At 50.2% G+C, this 21,238-nt stretch carries 17 protein-coding genes and 2 other annotated features; of the genes, 15 read left to right on the top strand and 2 right to left on the bottom strand.

The features are described from left to right. Window positions 1–11 precede the first annotated feature (11 nt). From sufB to sufU, 4 genes are read left to right on the top strand one after another with little or no spacing between them, the layout of a single operon-like run. Window positions 12–1,469: a Fe-S cluster assembly protein SufB gene (sufB, locus tag H8J70_RS09415; RefSeq protein WP_222433662.1), complete on the top strand. Its 1,458-nt coding sequence runs from the start codon at window positions 12–14 to the stop codon at window positions 1,467–1,469. Between the two features lie 15 nt (window positions 1,470–1,484). Continuing rightward, entirely contained in the window at window positions 1,485–2,621 is a 1,137-nt protein-coding gene (locus tag H8J70_RS09410; protein ID WP_186503874.1) for a SufB/SufD family protein, read from the top strand. Further along, window positions 2,584–3,804 (top strand): aminotransferase class V-fold PLP-dependent enzyme, encoded by a 1,221-nt coding sequence (locus H8J70_RS09405; RefSeq protein ID WP_222433661.1) that lies wholly within the window; start codon window positions 2,584–2,586, stop codon window positions 3,802–3,804. The genes H8J70_RS09410 and H8J70_RS09405 overlap by 38 nt, the downstream gene beginning before the upstream one ends. A 12-nt stretch (window positions 3,805–3,816) precedes the next feature. Then, window positions 3,817–4,254, top strand: coding sequence for a Fe-S cluster assembly sulfur transfer protein SufU (gene sufU / locus H8J70_RS09400; protein ID WP_186503872.1), 438 nt, complete (start codon window positions 3,817–3,819; stop codon window positions 4,252–4,254). A 74-nt stretch (window positions 4,255–4,328) separates the two neighbouring features. Here sufU and lgt read toward each other — a convergent pair whose 3' ends face one another. Continuing rightward, the gene (lgt, locus tag H8J70_RS09395) at window positions 4,329–5,147 is read right to left on the bottom strand and encodes a prolipoprotein diacylglyceryl transferase (RefSeq protein WP_186503870.1); all 819 of its coding nucleotides are present in this window, start codon (window positions 5,145–5,147) and stop codon (window positions 4,329–4,331) included. Between the two features lie 135 nt (window positions 5,148–5,282). Here lgt and H8J70_RS09390 point away from each other — a divergent pair, with 135 nt between their 5' ends. From H8J70_RS09390 to H8J70_RS09365, 6 genes are all read left to right on the top strand, one after another. Then, window positions 5,283–6,851 carry a glycosyl hydrolase family 18 protein gene (locus H8J70_RS09390; protein ID WP_186503868.1) on the top strand — a complete coding sequence of 523 codons (1,569 nt, stop codon included), beginning with the start codon at window positions 5,283–5,285 and terminating at the stop codon, window positions 6,849–6,851. 74 nt (window positions 6,852–6,925) lie between these two features. Then, a complete protein-coding gene (gene leuS / locus H8J70_RS09385) occupies window positions 6,926–9,412 on the top strand; it encodes a leucine--tRNA ligase (protein ID WP_186503865.1) in 2,487 nt (828 codons plus the stop codon). Between the two features lie 60 nt (window positions 9,413–9,472). Beyond that, on the top strand, window positions 9,473–10,081 hold the full coding sequence (locus tag H8J70_RS09380) for an NUDIX hydrolase (protein ID WP_186503863.1): 609 nt from the start codon (window positions 9,473–9,475) through the stop codon (window positions 10,079–10,081). A gap of 377 nt (window positions 10,082–10,458) precedes the next feature. After that, a complete protein-coding gene (locus H8J70_RS09375; protein WP_186503862.1) occupies window positions 10,459–11,604 on the top strand; it encodes an acyl-CoA dehydrogenase in 1,146 nt (381 codons plus the stop codon). A gap of 70 nt (window positions 11,605–11,674) precedes the next feature. Beyond that, the gene (locus H8J70_RS09370; protein WP_186503861.1) at window positions 11,675–12,484 is read left to right on the top strand and encodes an electron transfer flavoprotein subunit beta/FixA family protein; all 810 of its coding nucleotides are present in this window, start codon (window positions 11,675–11,677) and stop codon (window positions 12,482–12,484) included. A gap of 21 nt (window positions 12,485–12,505) precedes the next feature. Beyond that, complete coding sequence (locus H8J70_RS09365; protein WP_186503860.1) at window positions 12,506–13,513, top strand: electron transfer flavoprotein subunit alpha/FixB family protein; 1,008 nt, start codon at window positions 12,506–12,508, stop codon at window positions 13,511–13,513. Between the two features lie 83 nt (window positions 13,514–13,596). Here the strand turns inward: H8J70_RS09365 and H8J70_RS09360 are convergent, their stop codons facing one another. Then, window positions 13,597–13,845 carry a helix-turn-helix domain-containing protein gene (locus H8J70_RS09360; protein ID WP_186503859.1) on the bottom strand — a complete coding sequence of 83 codons (249 nt, stop codon included), beginning with the start codon at window positions 13,843–13,845 and terminating at the stop codon, window positions 13,597–13,599. A gap of 392 nt (window positions 13,846–14,237) precedes the next feature. Beyond that, window positions 14,238–14,457: a binding site (T-box leader), on the top strand. Between the two features lie 36 nt (window positions 14,458–14,493). Between H8J70_RS09360 and thrS the strand changes: the two genes are divergently transcribed. The 5 genes from thrS (at window position 14,494) to H8J70_RS09335 (ending at window position 21,089) form a co-directional block, all read left to right on the top strand. Further along, window positions 14,494–16,401, top strand: coding sequence for a threonine--tRNA ligase (gene thrS, locus H8J70_RS09355; protein ID WP_186503858.1), 1,908 nt, complete (start codon window positions 14,494–14,496; stop codon window positions 16,399–16,401). Window positions 16,402–16,594: 193 nt separating this feature from the next. Continuing rightward, window positions 16,595–16,809 (top strand) — a binding site (T-box leader). Window positions 16,810–16,929: 120 nt separating this feature from the next. Then, window positions 16,930–18,372, top strand: a complete 1,443-nt coding sequence (locus H8J70_RS09350; RefSeq protein ID WP_186503857.1) for a sodium:solute symporter family protein — start codon at window positions 16,930–16,932, stop codon at window positions 18,370–18,372. A gap of 147 nt (window positions 18,373–18,519) precedes the next feature. After that, window positions 18,520–19,386 carry a ribosome biogenesis GTPase YlqF gene (gene ylqF, locus H8J70_RS09345; RefSeq protein WP_186503855.1) on the top strand — a complete coding sequence of 289 codons (867 nt, stop codon included), beginning with the start codon at window positions 18,520–18,522 and terminating at the stop codon, window positions 19,384–19,386. Further along, the gene (locus H8J70_RS09340; protein ID WP_186503853.1) at window positions 19,387–20,181 is read left to right on the top strand and encodes a ribonuclease HII; all 795 of its coding nucleotides are present in this window, start codon (window positions 19,387–19,389) and stop codon (window positions 20,179–20,181) included. 5 nt (window positions 20,182–20,186) lie between these two features. After that, window positions 20,187–21,089 carry an NAD(P)-binding domain-containing protein gene (locus tag H8J70_RS09335; RefSeq protein ID WP_186503851.1) on the top strand — a complete coding sequence of 301 codons (903 nt, stop codon included), beginning with the start codon at window positions 20,187–20,189 and terminating at the stop codon, window positions 21,087–21,089. Window positions 21,090–21,238 lie beyond the last annotated feature (149 nt).

Raw genomic sequence — 21,238 nt, 5'->3', positions numbered from 1 at the left:
GAGGTACGACTATGGCTGATGAAAGAGAAAACATCATTGAAGAACGGGAAAAGAAATTAAATGACGAACGCCAGAAAATAGAAACCTTTTCTGACTTCGGCAATATCTATAACTTTAAGAATGATTTTACCTATTCCTATAAAACAGATGCCGGCCTGACGCCGGAAATTGTCCGTGAAATTTCGGAAAAGAAACATGAACCGCAGTGGATGCTCGATTTCCGCCTGAAATCGCTGGATTTGTTTTATCGCATGAAATTCCCTACGTGGGGTCCTGATATTAGCGAACTTGATATGGATAATATCGTCACCTACGTGCGCCCGAACTCGCAGATGCAGGGCAAGTGGGAAGATGTGCCGGAAGATATTAAAGACACGTTCGACCGCCTGGGTATTCCGGAAGCGGAAAAGACATCCCTTGCCGGCGTCGGCGCCCAGTATGACTCGGAAGTTGTTTACCACAGCATTCAGGACGAACTGGTAGAGCAGGGCGTTATCTACACGGACTTTGATACGGCTCTGGAAAAATACGAAGACGTCGTCAAAGCTCACTTCATGAAGCTGGTACCGCCGTCGGACCACAAGTTTGCAGCCCTCCATGGTGCTGTCTGGTCTGGTGGTTCCTTCGTCTATGTACCGGCCGGTGTCGATGTGTCCATTCCCTTGCAGAGCTATTTCCGTCTTAATGCACCAGGGGCTGGCCAGTTTGAACATACCATGATCATCGTCGAAAAGGGTGCAAAGGTACACTTTATCGAAGGCTGTTCCGCACCGAAATACAATGTAGCCAACCTGCACGCCGGCTGTGTTGAATTGTTCGTCGGCGACGACGCTACGCTGACCTATTCGACCATTGAAAACTGGTCTAAAAATATGTACAACCTGAATACGAAACGGGCTATTGTTGGCAAGAACGGTACGATTAACTGGGTTACCGGGTCCTTCGGTTCCCATACGTCCTGCCTCTATCCTATGAGTATCCTTCAGGGTGAAGGCGCACACTGCGAATTTACGGGTGTTACCTTTGCCGGTGCCGGCCAGTATCTCGATACAGGCTCTAAGGTCGTACACAATGCACCGCATACATCGAGCAACATTAACTCCAAATCCATCAGCAAGGGCGGCGGCGTCAGCATTTACCGTGGCTGTGTCGTCATCAACCCGAGAGCAGAAGGGGCCAAAGCCAACGTCAGCTGCGAATCCCTGATGCTGGACGAACAGTCCCAGTCCGATACGATCCCGGCTATTGTCGTCAAGAACGACAACATCGATCTTGGTCATGAAGCCTCTATCGGCCGTATTTCTGATGAAGCGATTTTCTACCTCATGAGCCGCGGCCTTTCCGAAGACGAAGCACGGGCCATGCTCGTACGGGGCTTCGTAGAACCGGTATCCAAGGCCCTGCCTCTGGAATATGCCGTAGAAATGAACAATCTTATCAATCTCGAACTTAAAGGTTCGTTGAAATAAGGGAGGAGGAGCAGAATGAGAAAAGATAAGCCTGTTATTGAATATAACCAACTCCCGCGTCCAACCTTTCGCTGGATGAAAGTCAATCATCTGGAACTCGATCCGCTGGCTGCCGGAGCTGTAACTGCCTATACGCCGGCAGAACGCCACGAAGGGGACGTCAGCGTGTCCTTCTATGATGGCAATGGCGTACCCGATTTAGGAGACTTCCAGGGGGCTAACCCGGAAGAACTGCAGCGTGCCCTTACACAAAGTGAAACAGGCTGTGCTGTAAAGACCGCAGCCGGCCAGACCGGTTCCGTCTGGCTCACTTATACACTGAGCGAGGCCCAGCCGCAGCTCACAGGCCAGCTGACTGTTGAAGCCGGTGCCGGCAGTGACCTGCACGTATACCTTCTCTTTGAAGGCGGCAGCGAACAGGGGGCTGTCAACTTCCTGACCTACGTCAAGACAGAGGAAAAAGCCCATGTCAAAATCAGCAAGGTCCAGCTCCATGGCGAAAACGTACGCCACGTAGAACACCGCTATGCCGATGCCGGCAAGGAAAGCGTCGTCGATTATGTGAACGCTGAACTGGGCGGCAAAACGGCCATTTCCTACTACAAGACGGACCTCATGCATGACGAAAGTACCTTTAACAGCAAAGCCATGTATTTAGGCGACAAGGACCAGGTCGTAGACTTTTCGTACTGGGTACCGACGCAGGGCGTCAAAACCAATACGGACATCGTCACTTCCGGGGCCCTTCTCGATACATCGAAAAAATATTTCCGCGGCACGATTGATTTTCTCCGCGGCGGCAAAAAAGCCGTAGGCTCCGAATCGGATACGTGTATCCTCTTGAGCCCGCAGGTACATTCCATTTCTGTGCCGCTGCTCTTGTGCAAGGAAGACGACGTTGTCGGCAACCATGCCTCCAGTGCCGGCCAGATCGACAAAGATAAACTGTTTTATCTCATGAGCCGTGGCTTTAACGAAGCCGGTGCCCAGCTGATCATCGTCGAATCGAATATCCGCCCCATCATCGATGCATTGGGCGACAAAGATTTGGAAAATAAAGCCCTCCAGGCGTTCCGTGAAAAAATGCAATTTTGTCAGAAGAAAGGTGATTGCAATGCTAAATGTACGCAGAGATTTCCCCATCTTGACTAAAGTCCATAACGGACATCAGATCGTTTATTTTGACAACGCAGCGACAACGCAGAAGCCGTACCAGGTTATTCACGCTATCGTAGATCTCTTGGAAAACCACAATGGCAATCCCCATCGTGGCGCCCATGTCCTGAGCATTGAAGCAGGCGAACTGTACGATGAAGCCCGCGAAGCAGTACGCCGCTTTATCAATGCCAAATCGACGCAGGAAATCGTCTTCGTTCGCAATACGACGGAAGCCTTGAACCTCATTTCCCGCAGCTATGGGGAAACACATCTCCATAAAGGCGACAAGATTGTCATTCCCATTTCGGAACATCATTCCAACCTCGTTACGTGGCAGCGTGTCTGCCAGAAGACCGGTGCTGAACTGGACTACATGTATCTCGATGCAGAAGGTCATATTACAGAAGCAGACCTGGCCAAGATCGACGACCGCACGAAGATCGTTTCCTTCGCCGCCGTGAGCAACGTTTATGGCATGAAACGGCCGGTTAAAGAAATCGTAGCCCGTGCTCATGCAGTCGGTGCCGTGGCCATTGTCGATGGGGCCCAGTCCGTACCGCATATGAAGACGGACGTTCAGGATATAGATTGTGATTTCTTCGTCTTCTCAGGCCATAAGATGTGCGGTTCTGCCAGCACAGGCGTCCTCTATGGCAAAAAAGCCATTCTGGAAGATATGGAACCGTTCCTCTTGGGCGGCGATATGATCGAATACGTACAGGAACAGTCGACGACCTTTAACGAACTGCCCTTCAAGTTTGAAGCTGGTTCCCAGAACGTCGAAGGTGCTGTAGCCCTGCACGCAGCCATCGATTACCTGGAAGACCTGGGCATGGATGCCATTGAAGAACACGAACACGAACTGACCACGCGCTGCCTGGAAGGGATGAAAAAAATCCCCCATATCCATATTATCGGCAGCACGGATCCGGCAGAAAAGACGGGCGTCATTACCTTCACCATCGATGGCGTACATCCCCATGATGCGGCGACCATTCTCGACAGCTTTGGTATCGCCATCCGTTCCGGCCATCACTGCGCCCAGCCTTTAGGCTGCCACCTCGGCGTCGAAGCGTCGAACCGGGCCAGCTTCTATATCTACAATACACTGGATGAAGTAGACTATTTCCTGGAAAAACTGCCCCTCGTACGGAAACAGATGGGCTTTAAGGATTAAGGAGCGTCGACGATGGAAAACATGAATGAATTGTACTCTGACATCATTCTGGAACATAACCAGTGTCAGGAAAACAAACACCCCCTGGATCAGGCTAATCTGCAGGAACACGGTCATAACCCGAGCTGTGGCGATGACATTACGCTGCAGGCCGATATCCAGGACGGCATCATTAAGGATGCTGCCTATACGGGCCATGGCTGTGCTATCAGCCAGGCTTCGGCAGACATTATGATCGATCTCATTAAAGGCAAGAGCGTAGAAGAAGCGCTGCGCCTGGTCGATCTCTTCCTCGATATGATCAAACGGGAAGTAACCGACGATGATGAACTGGAAGAACTGGAAGATGCCATTGCCCTGAAAAACATTTCCAATATGCCGGCCCGCGTAAAATGCGCCGTTCTCGCCTGGCATACGCTGAAGGAAGCGTTGGAACGGGATCAGAAATAAAACGTACGTACAAAAAACACCTCATCGAGACGTCCGCAAGGGCTGTCGATGAGGTGTTTTGTATGTTTGGGCGCTTAGGCGTTCTTATCTTCCGGGGCTGGTGTGCCGGGCTGGGGCGGTTCGTCTACGCTGCCTTTGAAATGCAGGTAGATAAAGACGGCTGCCGCAATGACAAAGGCGATGACGCTGGTCATTTGCGCTGATTTCAGGCCTAGCGTAAGGGATACGTAGTCACCGCGCAGGAATTCCAGGAAGAACCGTTCTACAGCGTAGAGCATGACGTAGAGGCAGAAAACCTGTCCTTTCTTATGGGGAAAGGAGCTGTAGAAGAGGAGTGCTACGAAAGCCAGAATATCGAGCTGGCCTTCCCACACTTCAGCCGGCCAGAGGGGCTGATTGCCATACGTATGGTAGGCTAACGTCGTTTCCGGGTAGAGAATCCCGAAGTTACCGCCTGTAGGATGGCCGAAGGCATCGCCGTTCATGAGGTTGGCCATACGGCCAATGGACTGGCCCAGGATGATGGCCGGTGCCAGGAGGTCGGCAAAGGCCCATGTATCGATATGGTGATATTTCGTGTAGGCAATGCCGGCAATGGCGCCGAAGAGAAGGCCTCCCTGGATAGCCATGCCGCCTTGCCAGACGAAGGGGATTTCCAGGAGATGATTGTGATAGTACGGCCAATCGAAGAAGAACACATCCCAGAGACGGCCGCCGACAATACCGGCGAGACCACAATACATGGTGAAGTCAAATATATGGGTGTGCCAGCCACGGCCGTCGCGTTTCATAATATAGTAGCCCGTAATGCCGGCCGAGACGATGCCCAGCATAAAGAGCAGGCCATAGGCACGGATGGGGAAGGAACCAATAAAAAATAGATATTGATGCATAAAAGAGCGCCCCTTTGTGATATAATAAAAGTCACTGTATAGAAAATTACAGTCGTTTTATTATACAACGGGGCTGTCAATTAGGGAAGTCAGAGCCTCTAAGGCGGCAGCCCCCTCGTTTGTAAGGAGATATGCATGGTATATAAAGGTATTGCAAAGAAATTAGCACTCCTGGCGGTGTTGGTCATGACGACAGGCAATGCTGTCTGGGCCGCCCAAAGTGATAGTGCCGGCAAGGAGGCAGATCCGGCTTTTTCCGTGCCGGTTGTGCAAAACCCCATAAAAAGTGGCACGATTAAAGATCTGCAGATTGTCGACGATGGCCAGCGCTGGCTTGTCACGGACAAGGCCCTGGAGCAGTATGGCGTCTATGCCAATCCCGATAAAGAAGGGCAGTATTGGTTCCGCCTGCCGCAAAACGCGACGGCCGAAAAGGTTCTCGGCCAGGACCGTAACGTGAGCCTGACCCTGCCGGGCGCGAAGAGTAAGGAAGGCCGTAACATCAGCATTGGCCGCATACGCCGCTTTTTAGGTATCAGCTATGTTTTGGACGGTGAAACGAAATCCCTCTTGCCGCCTGCCAAGGCTAAGCGTACGGCGGCAGAGCTGAAGCAGTCTGTCCCGTCTGCTCCGGAAATCACGAAAAAAGGTAATTTGGGAATGGTCCTTTTCTGGGACCCGGTTATGGATGAAAAAAGCCCTATTCCGGAATTAAAGACCAAACAGCCCGTCCTTTCACCGTGTGCCTTCCGCCTTTCCAGTAAGGGCATTGTCCTGCGCAATCCCGATCTGGATACGCTCATTACGTCGTGGCAGGAAAAGGGCTATGCAATATGGCCACTTGTCGATAATGACTTTAGTCCCAAGCTGACCCATGAAGTCTTGTCCCAGCCGAACCTGCGCAAACAGCTTATTAAGGAGCTCATCGGCTACAGCATCCTCTATGACTTTGCCGGCTACAATATCGATTTTGAAAACGTCAACTATAGTGATAGAGACCTCCTGACACAGTTCGTCCGGGAATTTTCCGACGTAGCCCATGCCTACGGCCTGAAAGTTTCCATGGATGTAACGGCTCCGTCGGATAGTCCTAATTGGTCTATGGTATATAATCGCCAGGCCCTCGGTAAAAGCCTCGATTATGTCATGCTCATGGCCTACGACCAAGTAGGCCGCACGAGCCCTGTCGCCGGGCCTACAGCGACGCTGCCCTGGGTAGAAACGTCCATCAAAAATACACTCCAGTCCGTGCCGGCTGAAAAGGTCATCCTCGGCATGCCGCTCTACATGCGCGTGTGGTATGAAGCGGCTAACGGCAAGGATCTGCCCAAGGACCTGGCTGACTGGCCGGCAGCCGTAACGGAGACCGCTGTAGAAGCTGGCAATGGTACGAAACAGGCGGCTGCAGCTAAGGCAGCTGCCAAGAAGCCCAAGCTCTTCGTGCGCACACTGACCCTTGCTGACAGCCAGGCTGTACGCAACAAATATAAGTCGTCTGTCGTCTGGGACAATGCCCTGGGTCTTTATAAGCTCGACGTACAGCTGCCGGAAGGACGCCTCAAAATCTGGTTTGAAGATGATAAATCTCTTAAAGAAAAAGTAAAACTGATTCCTCAGTACCATTTGGGCGGTGCCTCATTCTGGCGCAAAGGCTTTGAACCAGCTAATTTTTGGCAGGGATTTGCCAAACATGAATTGACTTGACGTGTTACGACAATTATAATAAAAAAGTCAACAACTTTACCTGCAATACATTTTTAAGATACGGGGGTCGTGCTATGGAAAAATACATTCCACAGGAAATAGAAAAGAAATGGCAGCAAAAATGGCTGGACGAAAAAGTGGATAAATGTCCGGACGAAAGTGATAAACCGAAGTATTACGTATTGGAAATGTTCCCGTATCCGTCGGGCAACCTGCACATGGGCCATGTGCGTAACTATGCTATTGGCGACGTCATTGCCCGCTACAGAAGAATGCTCGGTTATAATGTCATTCATCCCATGGGCTTTGATGCCTTCGGCATGCCTGCCGAAAATGCGGCGATTCAGCACAACATCCCGCCGGCAAAATGGACCTATGACAATATTGCCAACATGGAACGGCAGCAGAAATCCTTAGGCCTCTCGTATGACTGGGATCGTGAAGTTGCTACGTGCCATAAAGAATACTATAAATGGACGCAGTGGATGTTTGAACTGATGTACAAACGGGGTCTGGCCTATCGTAAGGAAGCCAAGGTTAACTGGTGCGAACATTGCCACACGGTTTTGGCTAACGAACAGGCTGAAGGCGGTATTTGCTGGCGCTGCGACAACCCGGTCGTCAAAAAGGACCTGAAACAGTGGTTCTTCAAGATTACAGACTACGCTGACCGGCTCCTCGACGACCTGGATAAACTGCCGGGCTGGCCGGAACGCGTTAAGACCATGCAGCGCAACTGGATTGGCCGCAGCGAAGGGGCCAACTTCTTCTTTGAAATTCCGGAAATCGGCGAACGGGTAGAACTCTTCTCGACCCGTGTCGATACGATTTTTGGTGCCAGCTTTGTCGTCCTCGCGCCGGAACACCGCTTTGTCGAACGCATCATCAAAGGCAAACCGAACGAAGCTGAACTGCGCGCCTTCATTGAAAAGATGCGCAACCAGAGCGATATGGAACGGACGTCGGAAGACGTAGAAAAAGTCGGTATGTTTACCGGTGCCTACGCCGTAAATCCGCTCAATAACGAACAGGTACCAATCTGGATTGCCAACTACGTCCTCGTCGATTATGGTACAGGCGCCGTCATGGGCGTTGCCGGCCACGATCAGCGTGACTTCGAATTCTGCAAAAAATACAATATTCCTATCCATTACGTCATTCAGGATACGGAAGGCAAGATCGATTACGAACACGACGAAATTACAGAAGCCTATAAAGGCGAAGGCTATCTGATCAATTCCGGCGAATTCAACGGCCTTTCTATTGAAGAAGGGAAGAAAGCTATTACCCAGTGGCTCGTCGATCACAACTGCGGCAAAGCAACGGTTAACTTCCGTCTGCGCGACTGGCTCATTTCCCGCCAGCGTTACTGGGGTGCGCCCATTCCTGTCGTCTACTGCGAAAAATGTGGCGAACAGCTCGTACCGGAAGAGCAGCTGCCGGTTGAACTGCCGGAAGACGTCCAGTTTACCGCTGGTGCTACGTCGCCTCTCGAAACGAGTGAAAAGTTCCTGCACACGACGTGCCCGAAATGCGGTGGTCCGGCTATCCGCGAAACTGATACGATGGATACGTTCCTGTGCTCGTCGTGGTACCACCTGCGCTATACGGATCCGCGCAATACAAAACAGCCCTTCGATCCGAAGAAAGCTAATTATTGGATGAACGTCGACCAGTACATTGGCGGCATCGAACACGCTATTTTGCATCTTATTTATGCCCGTTTCTTCATGAAGGTCCTCCATGATGCGGGGTATGTCGATAAGGTAGAACCGTACGAACGCCTGCTCACACAGGGCATGGTACTCCTCGATGGCAGCAAGATGAGTAAATCCAAGGGGAACGTCGTATCTCCGGAAGAAATTGTTGCCAAATACGGTGCTGATACGGCCCGTCTCTTCATTCTCTTCGCGGCCCCGCCGGAACGTGATCTGCCTTGGTCCGAAACGGGTGTAGAAGGCTCGTACCGCTTCCTCAACCGCGTATGGCGTATTGTCGAACAGTACCTGGATCTGGCGAAAAACGGCGAAGCAGCAGACCGTCCGTATACGGCGGCCGAAAAAGACCTGCGTTTCGTCGAATATACGTCTATTCGCAAGGTAACAGACGACGTCCGTGGCAGTGATGGTCATTATGCCCTCAACACGGCTGTCAGCTCCATCATGGAATTTGTCAACGCCATGTACAACTACGTCGACAAGAACCAGACCATCCGTCGCGATGTAGCTGAAGAAGCCATGCAAAACCTGCTCAAGGTACTGGCTCCGTTTACGCCGCATATTGCAGCCGAACTGTGGCAGCAAGCGGGCTTCGACGGTGATGTACACCAGCAGGAATGGCCGCACGTCGATGAAACAGCCCTTCAGGTCGATGAAATCGAACTGCCAATCCAGGTCAACGGCAAGGTCCGCGACCGCATTACGGTACCTGTCGAAATGGACCAGGACAAGCTGCGTGAGCTGGCTCTGGAACGGCCGCACGTCAAAGCCTTTGTCGAAGGCAAACAGGTCGTTAAATTCATTGTCGTACCAAAGAAGATTATCAACATTGTCGTTAAATAAATACATGCTAAAAGGGGATGCCATCGTGCATCTCCTTTTTCCCATAAGGAGGAGATGACCATGGAAGAACGGTTGAGCCCGACGCGCCACGTCAAGGCCCTCCATTGTTTAAATAATATACCTTGTGCCGTCCTGCTGCCCGTCGTCACAGTAGACGGAGAAGAACATGTGCTCTTTGAAGTACGCAGCAGCAAACTGTCTTGGCAGCCCCGGGATATTTGCTTTCCCGGCGGTAAAATAGAAGCAGCTGATGCCAACGCCCAGGCCGCGGCTATCAGAGAAACGGAAGAGGAACTGGGCATAGCGAGAAGTGCCATAGAAATCCTGGGGCCTCTGGATTATTTGGAATCTATGGTAGGTGTTACGGTCTGGCCCTTTGCAGCACGCTTGCACAGCCTTGATTTTTCAATTAGCAAGGATGAACTCGATGAAGTCTTTACCGTGCCCTTGGCCTGGCTGCGCCAGTATCAGCCGGAAGAAAAGCGCATGGAAATTGCCACCCGGCCGGGCCCGGATTTCCCGTCTGATTTATTGCGTAGTGCTGCACCGGATACGACGAGCGAATGGCGGCGCCGCAAGACCTATTCGGTCTACATCTACCGCTATGAAAATCACGTGATATGGGGCATTACAGCCCATATTTTGCGCCATTTCCTGAGCTTATACTAAGTCCTGGCAGATGCGCTATGATAAAATAAATAAGGCATAAACATGCAAAATAATAAAACCTGATAGTCATTATTTGTTAGGGCATAACTGCGTTTTTAGATTTATTTTATTATTTGTGGGAACTATTTGCTATGAGTAAACGGAATGGATATATTGTATAAAGTGCTGTTTTTTCTATTGATTAAATACGTGAAAAGTTGTACAATGCAAATGTAAGAACTTGCAGGCTCTATCCGTTTGTCCTGTAGCAGTACGGATGATATATCCGGTACCCGCGTGTGGGTAAAAGGCCGTACAGCTCGCCTATGTTGTACCGCTATTTCAGCCCGGATGTATGAAGTTTTTGCATACCATGTGTTAAGGAGAGTGTAAACCAAATGGATTTTAACTTGACAGACGTACATCAGGAATTTATCAATCTCGCAGCTGGTTTTGGCAAAAAGAAATTAGCTCCGACGATCACAGAACGTGACCACCAGGGTATTTTTGACGAAGATCTCGTCAGCGAAATGCTCGGCCTCGGCCTCTGCGGCGCTTATTTTGAAGAAAAATACGGCGGTGCAGAATGCGACGTATTGAGCTATATCCTCGCTGTAGAAGAATTGGCTAAATATGACGCAGGTATGTCCATTACCCTGTCGGCTACTGTTTCCCTCTGCGCAAACCCGATTTGGCAGTTTGGTACAGAAGCTCAGAAAGAAAAATACCTCACCCCGTTGGTTGAAGGTAAAAAACTCGGCGCATTCGGCCTGACAGAACCGAATGCCGGCACGGATGCTTCCGGTCAGCAGACGGTAGCTGTTAAAAACGAAGACGGCTCGTATACGCTGAACGGCTCCAAAATCTTCATCACAAACGGTGGCGCAGCCGATATTTATATCGTCTTCGCTATGACTGACAAATCCCAGGGCAGTCACAACGGTATCAGTGCTTTCATCCTTGAAAAGGACATGCCTGGCTTCACTTTCGGCAAAAAAGAAGACAAACTTGGTATTCACACGTCCCAGACGATGGAACTCGTTTTCCAGGACGTAAAGGTTCCTGCTGAAAACCTCCTCGGCCAGGAAGGCCAAGGCTTCAAGATCGCTATGAAGACCTTGGACGGCGGCCGTATTGGCGTTGCTGCCCAGGCTCTCGGTATTGCTGAAGCAGCCCTCCAGGATGCCGTTGAATATTCCAAACAGCGTGTACAGTTCGGCAAACCGCTTTGCAAATTCCAGTCCATTTCCTTCAAATTGGCTGACATGAAGATGAAAGTCGAAGCTGCACGTCTCCTCGTTTACAAGGCTGCCTGCAAGAAACAGGAAGACCAGCCGTTCTCAGTAGATGCTGCTATTGCCAAGAGAGTTGCTTCTGACGTAGCTATGGAAATCGCTACGGAAGCCGTTCAGATCTTCGGTGGCTATGGCTACAGCGAAGAATACCCGGTAGCTCGTCATCTCCGCGATGCTAAGATCACGCAGATCTACGAAGGCACCAACGAAGTACAGCTCATGGTTACATCAAGTGCACTTCTCCGCTAATTTATGGTATGCTATTGACGCAGACATTAGTTCTGCTGATATAAAATTATATTTAGGAGGCAACAGAAATATGGAAATATTGGTATGTGTCAAACAGGTTCCAGACACAGCAGAAGTTAAGATTGATCCCGTAAAACATACCGTCATTCGTGCCGGTGTACCGAACATCTTCAATCCGTTCGACCAGAACGCTTTGGAAGCTGCTCTTCAGTTAAAAGATAATCAGGGCGCAAAGGTTACCTTGCTTTCCATGGGGCCCCCGCAGGCAAAAGACGTTCTTCGCGAAGGTTTAGCTATGGGCGCTGATGAAGCATATCTCCTGACCGACCGCAAAGTCGGTGGTTCCGATACTCTCGCTACAGGCTACTGCATTGCACAGGCCATCAAGAAAGTAACTGAACTCAAAGGCATTGAAAAATTCGATATCATTCTTTGCGGTAAACAGGCTATCGATGGCGATACAGCTCAGGTTGGCCCGCAGATCGCTTGCGAACTCGGCATTCCGCAGATCACATACGCTGCTGATCTGAAAGTCGAAGGCGACACCGTTACTGTTAAACAGCAGAACGAAGAAGGCTATATCGTAACAGAAGCTAAATTCCCTGTTTTGATCACGGCTGTAAAAGAATTGAACGAACCACGCTTCCCGACCATCCGTGGTACGATGAAAGCAAAACGCCGCGAAATTCCTGAACTGTCTGCTGACGACGTAAAGGCTGATGAATCTAAGATCGGTTTGAGCGGTTCGCCGACAAAAGTTCGTAAGATTTTCACACCGCCTCAGAGAACTCAGGGTCTCGTAATTCCTGTCGAAGATGACAATTACCAGGCAGCAGTTGACACATTGATGGAAAAACTGACTGAACAGAAGATCATTTAATTCTAAGGAGGAAAAGTGAAAATGGATTTAGCAGAATACAAAGGCATATATGTAATTGCTGAACAATTCGAAGGCAAATTACGTAACGTATCTTTCGAACTGTTGGGCCAGGCTCGCGTTTTAGCTGACACCATCGGTGATGAAGTAGGTGCGATCCTCATTGGTCATAACGTAAAACCGTTGGCACAGGAACTGATTACTCACGGCGCTCACAAAGTATACGTATATGATGACGAAAAACTCGAAAACTACAATACGACGGCATATGCAAAAGTTATTTGCGACTTCTTCAACGAAGTAAAACCGAACGTATTCCTCGTTGGCGCTACGAACATCGGCCGTGACCTCGGCCCGCGTGTTGCCAACTCCCTGCAGACAGGCCTTACGGCTGACTGCACAGGCCTCGCTGTTGACGACGACAACAAGACGATCGTTTGGACTCGTCCGGCTCTCGGCGGCAACATCATGGCTGAAATCATTTGCCCGGATAACCGTCCGCAGATGGGTACTGTTCGCCCGAACGTATTCAAAAAACCGGAAGCTGATCCGAGCGCAACTGGCGAAGTTATCGAAAAGACAGCTAACCTCACAGATGCTGACTTCATGACGAAATTCGTTGAACTCATCAAAATGGGCGGCGAAGGCGTTAAAATTGAAGAAGCTGACGTTATCGTTTCCGGCGGCCGTGGCATGAATGGTCCTGAACCGTTCACAGGCATGCTGAAAGACCTGGCTGATCTCCTCGGCGGTGCTGTTGGTGCTTCCCGTGCAGCTGTTGATGCTGGCTGGATCGACGCTCTCCATCAGGTAGGCCAGACAGGTAAAACTGTTGGTCCTAAGATCTACATTGCATGCGGTATCTCCGGCGCTATCCAGCATCTCGCTGGCATGAGTGGTGCTGATTGCGTAATCGCTATCAACAAAGACGAAGATGCTCCGATCTTCAAAGTATGCGACTATGGTATCGTTGGCGACGCATTCAAAGTCGTTCCGATGCTCACAGAAGCTATCAAAAAAATCAAAGGCTAATTGATTCGTCAAGACGCTTAAAAGACCTGTCTCGTCAGAGACAGGTCTTTTTTTGGGCTCTTTGTATAGGCTAGCCCTTCCTGTTAACGAAGTTCCTTCCAATCCTTTACATAAGGACCGGCCGGCTTTCTTTCATCAACAAGGCCTACTAAATAATCAATGGACGTTTCATAGAAACGAGCCAAAATGGCCAGGCGGGCAATAGAAATTTTTCTCTTTCCTGATTCATACAGGCTGTATGCAACCTGTGTGCAATGCAGCATGTCTGCAATTTCCTGCTGGGAACGTCTGGCTTCATACCGTAATTCTCTCAGTCTGCCGTATTCTTGCATAGGTCATCTCTCCTGTCGGTGGTGCAAAACCTGAGATATCGTATATAAACTGCAGAGGTAGAAGCTTCCGCGTTTTATATCAATATTAAATATTTTTTCTACTATCATTATACCACGTTATATGCCAAATTATAATGTTTCTTGAGAAAAAGTTAGTAATAATTACTAATTAATATAAATTACTAGTATAAAATCTCTAAAAGTAATTATGAAATAATACATATTGTTTTAAAAATTAAAGTTCTTGCTTCTTGGTCTGTAATCGTTCTCTGCAATAATAGAAGAGACGACATATCTAAAAAAATAACCGATATATAACAAAATAATATTCGTGTATTCAATCTTGACTTTTATGAAAAAGAGCCGTATACTGAACAGGTAAATTGAAGTTGATAAAGGCTTTGATAAGGACAAGATCATCGGTCACTTTATGCAGAGAGGGATACAGCTGCTGTGAGTATCCTATAAAGAAACGATGTATTACCACCTTGGAGCTGATCATTGGAACGAAGTACAATGATACGGTCGTACCGTTACAGCGCTTGAGTACATGAAAGGCCGGGCCTTCCATGAACTAGGGTGGAACCACGTGAGTATGCTCTCGTCCCTTGCGGACGGGAGCTTTTTGTTTACAAAGGAGGATTTTTTATGGCAGAATTAATTTTGAAAGATGGCACAAAGAAATCATTTGCCGATGGCATTTCGTTGCAGGAAGCTGTGAAACAGCTGAGCAACAGCTTGGCAAAAAAAGTACTCGTCGCAAAGGTCAATGGAGAAATAACAGATTTGCGCGAAACAATTATAGATGGTTCGACCGTTGAATTCCTGGGCGCTGATACACAGGAAGGCAAGGACACCTTACGTCATACGGCTGCCCATATTATGGCGCAGGCCATTCAGCACCTCTTCCCGGGCGTCAAATTTGCTATTGGCCCGTCCATTGAAAATGGCTTCTACTACGATATGGATACAGAACATCGCTTTACACAGGAAGATTTTGCGGCTATCGAAGCGGAAATGGGAAGAATCGTCAAGGAAAATCTGCCCCTCGAAAAAGAAGTAATCAGCCGTGACGCTGCTCTCGACATGTTCAAGAAAGCCGGTCAGGATTACAAAGTAGAATTGATTCAGGATCTGCCCGCAGACGTGCAGATTTCCCTCTATCGCCAAGGCGACTTCGTTGACCTCTGTAGAGGGCCTCATGCAGCTTCTACAGGCGCTGTCAAGGCCTTTAAGCTGCAGACTGTAGCAGGCGCGTACTGGCGCGGTGATGAACACAACAAGATGCTCCAGCGTATTTATGGGACAGCTTTCGAAAAGAAATCGGAATTGGAAGACTATCTCCACATGCTGGAAGAAGCAGAAAAACGTGATCATCGCAAACTGGGCAAGCAGATGGATCTCTTCAGCTTCCACGAAGAAGGCCCGGGCTTCCCGTTCTTCCATGCTAAAGGCATGGTACTCCGTAAGACACTGCTGAAATTCTGGTATGAACTTCATTCGGAAGCCGAATACGATGAAATCAGCACACCGACGATTCTCAGCCGTCATCTGTGGGAACAGTCTGGTCACTGGGATCACTATCGTGACAACATGTATTTCACCACCATTGATGATGAACCGTATGCAATCAAACCGATGAACTGCCCGGGCGGTATCCTCGTATATAAGAGCAACGTCCACAGCTACCGTGATTTCCCTATGCGTATGGCAGAACTGGGCCTTGTTCATCGTCATGAATTACACGGTGCCCTGCACGGTCTCTTCCGCGTCCGTTGCTTCACCCAGGATGATGCGCACATCTTCATGCTGCCGAGCCAGATGAAATCGGAAATCCGCGGCGTTATGGACCTTTTCGATAAAGCCTACAAGGTATTCGGCTTGGACTATCACGTAGAACTGTCCACCCGTCCGGAAGACTCCATGGGCTCCGATGAAATTTGGGACCTCGCTACGAATACCCTGCGTGAAGTCATTGAAGAACGGGGAATTCCTTATCAGATCAATGAAGGCGACGGTGCATTCTACGGCCCGAAACTGGACTTCCACGTTAAGGACTCCATTGGCCGTACGTGGCAGTGCGGTACCATCCAGCTCGATATGCTCATGCCGGAACGCTTCGACATGACCTACATCGGCGAAGATGGCCAGAAACATCGTCCGGTCATGGTACATCGTACCTGCTTCGGTTCGGTTGAACGGTTCCTGGGCATCCTCATTGAAAACTATGGCGGTGCTTTCCCGGTATGGCTCGCTCCGGTACAGGTCAAATTCCTGCCCATTTCGGACAAACACCTGGAATATGCCAAAGAATTGCGTAAGAAATTCAAGAAACTCGGCATCCGCGTAGAAGTAGACGAAAGCAACGAAAAGATCGGCTACAAGATCCGCAAAGCCCAGATGGAAAAGGTTCCGTACATGGCTATCATTGGCGATAAGGAAATGGAAAGCCAGACTCTCTCCATCCGCGATCGCTCTAAAGGGGATATCGGCGCCAAACCGATCGATGAATTCATTGCCCACATTCAGGATCTCACAGAATCCCGTAAAGGCTAAGTATAACGTAATATAGGAAAGAGAGAAGGCGTACGGCTCACACAGGCTGTACGCCTTTTGTCATATAAGATAACAAATAAAGAATAGAAAGGAAAATTATTTTTTAGTTTAACGTTTACCTTAAAATAAAATCAGAAAATAGCCTTGACTTTAGGGTAGTTTCCTGTATAATAATACTCAACAACAAGATAAGTTAAAAGTTGTGATGGAAAAAAGTAATACTGCGTATATCTCTCAGAGAGCCGGTGGTCGGTGCGAACCGGTGGGTGCCGTAGTGTGAAGTTCGTTCCTGAACTGTGCGATTGAAATACGAGTAGGTTGCACCGGAGTAGCTGCCGTTACACGGCCATGAGTTGATCTGATTCGAGATAAGCAGGGTGGTACCGCGGATATGATTCCGTTCCTGAGGTACTGCTCTTTTTTTATACTCAAACCGGATAAGCAGGGTGGTACCGCGAGACAATCGTCCCTCTAGGAGGGACGATTTTTTTATTTATTCATTTTGATGTACAGAAAGGGGTTTTACACATGGAGACGACATGGATTCAAGTACTTATTATTTTGGCTTATATTGGCGTCCTCTTTGGTATTAGCTGGTATGTAAAACGGCGCGCTGCCGGATCGACGGAAGAATACGTCCTGGCAGGCCGTAAACTGACGACACCGCTGATTACCGTTTCAATCGTCGGCCTGGCCGTCGGCGGCGCGTCTACGATTGGCGTAGCCGAACAAGCGTATAAGGTTGGTCTGTCGGCCGGCTGGTATACAGCCGCCTGGGGCATTGGCGCCGTCGTCATGGGCCTGACAGTAGCTAAGAAATACCGTCAGCTCAACATTACGACCATTCCGGAATTACTCGAACGCTACTACGACCGTCCGGCGATGATCGCCGGCATTGCCTGTCAGATTCTCGTGCAGCTCGTCATTATGAGCCTGCAGTACGTCGCCGGCGGTGCTATCTTAGCGGCTCTCATGCCGGACATCTTCACACCGCTTACGGGTATGCTCACGAGCGCTGTCGTATTCATCGGCATTACGCTCATCGGCGGTATGTGGTCGGCAAGCCAGTCTAATGTCCTCAACGTAACCCTCCAATATATCGGCATTACCGTCGCTGCCTTCCTCATTCTGACCATGGCCGGCGGCATCGACACGGTTGCCATTCAGGCACCGTCAGTCACGTCCCTTGATTTCATTTCCGGTGTCGGTCCCATGACCATTGTTACGTGGATTGTCGTCTTGGTTACGGTTAACATTTCGCTGCAGGCCATCATTCAGATTTCCCTGGGCGCCAAGAACGTACAGACCGCACGCCGGGGCTTCATCATCGGTGGTTTGATCATGCTTCCCGTCGGCTTCATCGCCGCCCTCCTCGGCGTCATTGCCGCAGAAATGTATCCTCAGATTTCCCCGACATCGGCGTTGCCGCAGCTGATCATGGGCCTCAATCCCTGGATCGCCGGTATTACGTTGGCTTCCCTCTGGGCCGCCGATGTAAGCACTGCCTGCAACCTGCTCCTTTCGGCAGCGACGCTCTATTCCCACGATATTCACAAACAGTTCATCAGCCCGGATATGTCCGATGCCAAATATATGAAGGTGACCCGCGTATCTGTCCTCCTCTTGGGACTCCTGACATTAGGCTTCGCCCTTACCATTAGCGGCATCATTTCGACCCTCATGGCTGGCCTTTCCCTGATGACGGCCTTCGCCGTAATCATCCTCATGACTATGTATGCACCGAAATATTGTGCCAAGAAGGCAGCCTTCTACACGCTCATGGCTTCCATTATCGTTCTCGTCCTTTGGATGCTCGTTCCGGAAGTACGCGTACTGCCGCACGTCATCTATGCAGAATGGATCGTCTGTGCCCTCGTCTTCGGCGGCACGAGCCTCTTGTCCCGCAACGTTATCGTAACGGAAGAAGCAGCAGAAAAAGCAAAACCCATGACAGCTCCTGTACAGCACTAAGTACGTCGTGTCGTTTCCTGACCGGCCTGTTTCCCTCTTTGGGGTGAGACAGGCCGGCTCTTTTGTCTTGCTGAATAAATATGGTATACTTAAAAATAAGGCCAACGCAGGGCCTCTGCAAGAGTCACAGAAAGGTGGAAGAAATATATGATTATCAACTGGTTCCCCGGCCATATGGCCAAGGCCCGTCGTTTAATAGAAGATAACCTGAAGGTCATCGATGTGGTTATTGAGCTCGTCGACGCGCGCATTCCTTTGAGCAGTACCAATCCCATGATTGCCAAGCTCATTGGCCAGAAGCCGTCTATCGTCGTCCTCAACAAGTCTGACCTGGCCGATCCGGAATGCCTCAAGGAATGGATGGCCTGGTATAAGCAGCAAGGCCGTCTGGTCATCGCCATGGACAGCAAGGGCGGCAAGGGTGTCAAACAGCTGACGGCATTGGCCCAGCAGCTGGCTAAGCCAAAGCTCGATCACTGGAAAGCCCGGGGACTGAAAACGCGCTCTGTACGGACCATGATCTTAGGTATACCGAACGTAGGCAAATCGACGCTGATCAATAAATTATCGCACCGTAATGTAGCCAAGACGGCTGATAAGCCAGGCGAAACGAAAGGCAAGCAGTGGGTGCGCATTGGCAATCAGCTGGACCTCCTCGATACGCCAGGCGTTCTCTGGCCCAAGCTGGAAGACCAGGTCAGTGCCTACCGTCTGGCCGCTACAGGTGCCATTTCCGATACAGTCTTCGATATGGAAACGGTCATGACCCAGCTCATTACAGAGCTTAGCCGCTGGTATCCTCAGGCCCTCATGACACGCTACAAATTGACAGAGCTCTCAGACGATCCATTGGTTACAATTGACATGATTGGCCACAAACGGGGCTGTATCGTCGCCGGTGGCGTAGTCGACTTGGAAAAGACGTACAAGCTTATCTTAAAGGAATTCCGCGAAGGAAAAATCGGTCCTATCTCTCTGGACCGGGTCGCTGAAATGACAGAAGGGGCGATTTAGATGGATATTAGCCAATTAAAGGTAGCTCAAATCAAGGCGCTCCTCATGGCAGCCGAAACGGATGTGCCTCAGATTTTGGAAGCCATGGAGCATGATAAGCGCGTATCCGTCCAGAAGGAGGCAGCTGCCTTCATGCGTCGTAAAGTAAGGGAAGAAGAGGAGCGGGAACGGCTGCTCCAGATGTACGCGTATGAAACGCAGTATTACAATGAAAACATCTACCATGTTGCCGGTATCGATGAAGCCGGCCGCGGACCGGCAGCCGGTCCGGTCATGGTCGCTGCGGTCATCCTGCCGCCGTACTGGGAATGTCCCGGCCTGAACGACAGCAAAAAGGTTTCGCCGGCCAAACGGGAACTCCTTTACGATAAGATCATGGAGGAAGCCGTAGCCGTTTCCTGTATTGCCAAGTCGGAAAAGGAAATCGATGCCCTCGATATCTATCATGCTACACAGCAGGGCATGTATGACGCTGTCGCCGCTTTGAAGGTCCGGCCAGAAGAGGTATTAGTCGATGCTATGCCCTTGCCGGACCTGGCCATACCCCATCGTTCTCTCGTGCACGGTGATGCCCTCAGCGCGTCCATTGCCGCTGCATCTATCATTGCCAAGGTGACGCGGGACCGGCTGATGGTAGCGTATGATAAAGAATACCCGGAGTACGGCTTTGCCGTCCACAAGGGCTATTTGACGCAGGCCCACATGGATGCCTTACAGCAATACGGACCGTGTCCTATTCACCGGCGCAGCTTTGAGCCGATTAAAAGCATGGTCCAGACATACACGAAAGGGTGAAAGAAATGACGAAAATTGGTTTTATCGGCTTAGGGATCATGGGGGTGCCTATGGTCCGCAATTTGGTGCGAGCACACATGGACGTAACGATCATTGACAATGGGCACGGCAATCACGCAGCCATTGCCGAATTAAAAGGCCAGGGCGTCAAGGTCATGGCCACAGCCAGGGAAACGGCTGCCAATCAGGATGTAGTCATTACGATGCTGCCCAATGGCTCCGTTGTGGAACAGGTACTGACCGGTCCGGATGGCGTCTTGGCCGATATCTCGCCGGGCACGATCCTCATCGATTCCAGCTCCGTCTCGCCGGCTGAATCGCAGCACTTTGCCGCCTTAGCAAAAGCGAAGGGCTGTTCCTTCCTCGATGCCCCCGTAAGTGGTGGTGAACCTGGTGCCATAGCGGGCACGCTGGCCTTCATGATCGGCGGTAATGAAGATGTTGCCAGGCAGGCAGACCCGGTCTTTCAGGCTATGGGTTCTACGGCTGTCGTCACGGGCCCGAACGGTGCCGGCTCGGTGACCAAGCTTTGCAATCAGATCATTTGTTTTATAAACATTGCCGCCGTATCGGAAGCCTTGGTTTTGGGACAAAAGGCCGGCGCCGACCCGAAGAAGGTCTATGAAGCCGTACGCAGCGGCCTGGCTGGCAGTGCCATTTTGGAACAAAAGGCACCGCGTATCTATGCGCGTGATTTCGCGCCTGGCGGCTTCTTGGAAAATCAGATGAAGGACATTAATAATGCCATGGAAACGGCGAAAAATCTGGATGTGTCATTGCCCCAGGCCGGTTTGGTACAACAGATGACGGCCAGCCTCATGCAGGCCGGTCACGGCCGGGAAGACAATGCCTGCTTCGTGAAATTTTATGAAGCCATCTCCGGTGTGGAAGTCAAAACGTCGTTATAACACACGCAAAAAAAGAGCCCGTTCCGCAGGTGATATGCTCCCTTCTAGGTAGACATGAGAAATAATAAAATCTCACTCTACTTGGAAGGGAGCATTTAATATGCATAGAACTAAGGTTTGTGCAGAAGAAAAACTACATACGGTGCTAG

Origin of the sequence: Megasphaera hominis (assembly GCF_014269395.1) — a bacterium.
In the GTDB taxonomy this organism is placed as follows: Bacteria; Bacillota; Negativicutes; order Veillonellales; family Megasphaeraceae; genus Megasphaera; species Megasphaera hominis.
Note: the sequence above shows the minus strand (reverse complement) of the source record. Positions and strands in the feature narration are given on the sequence as shown.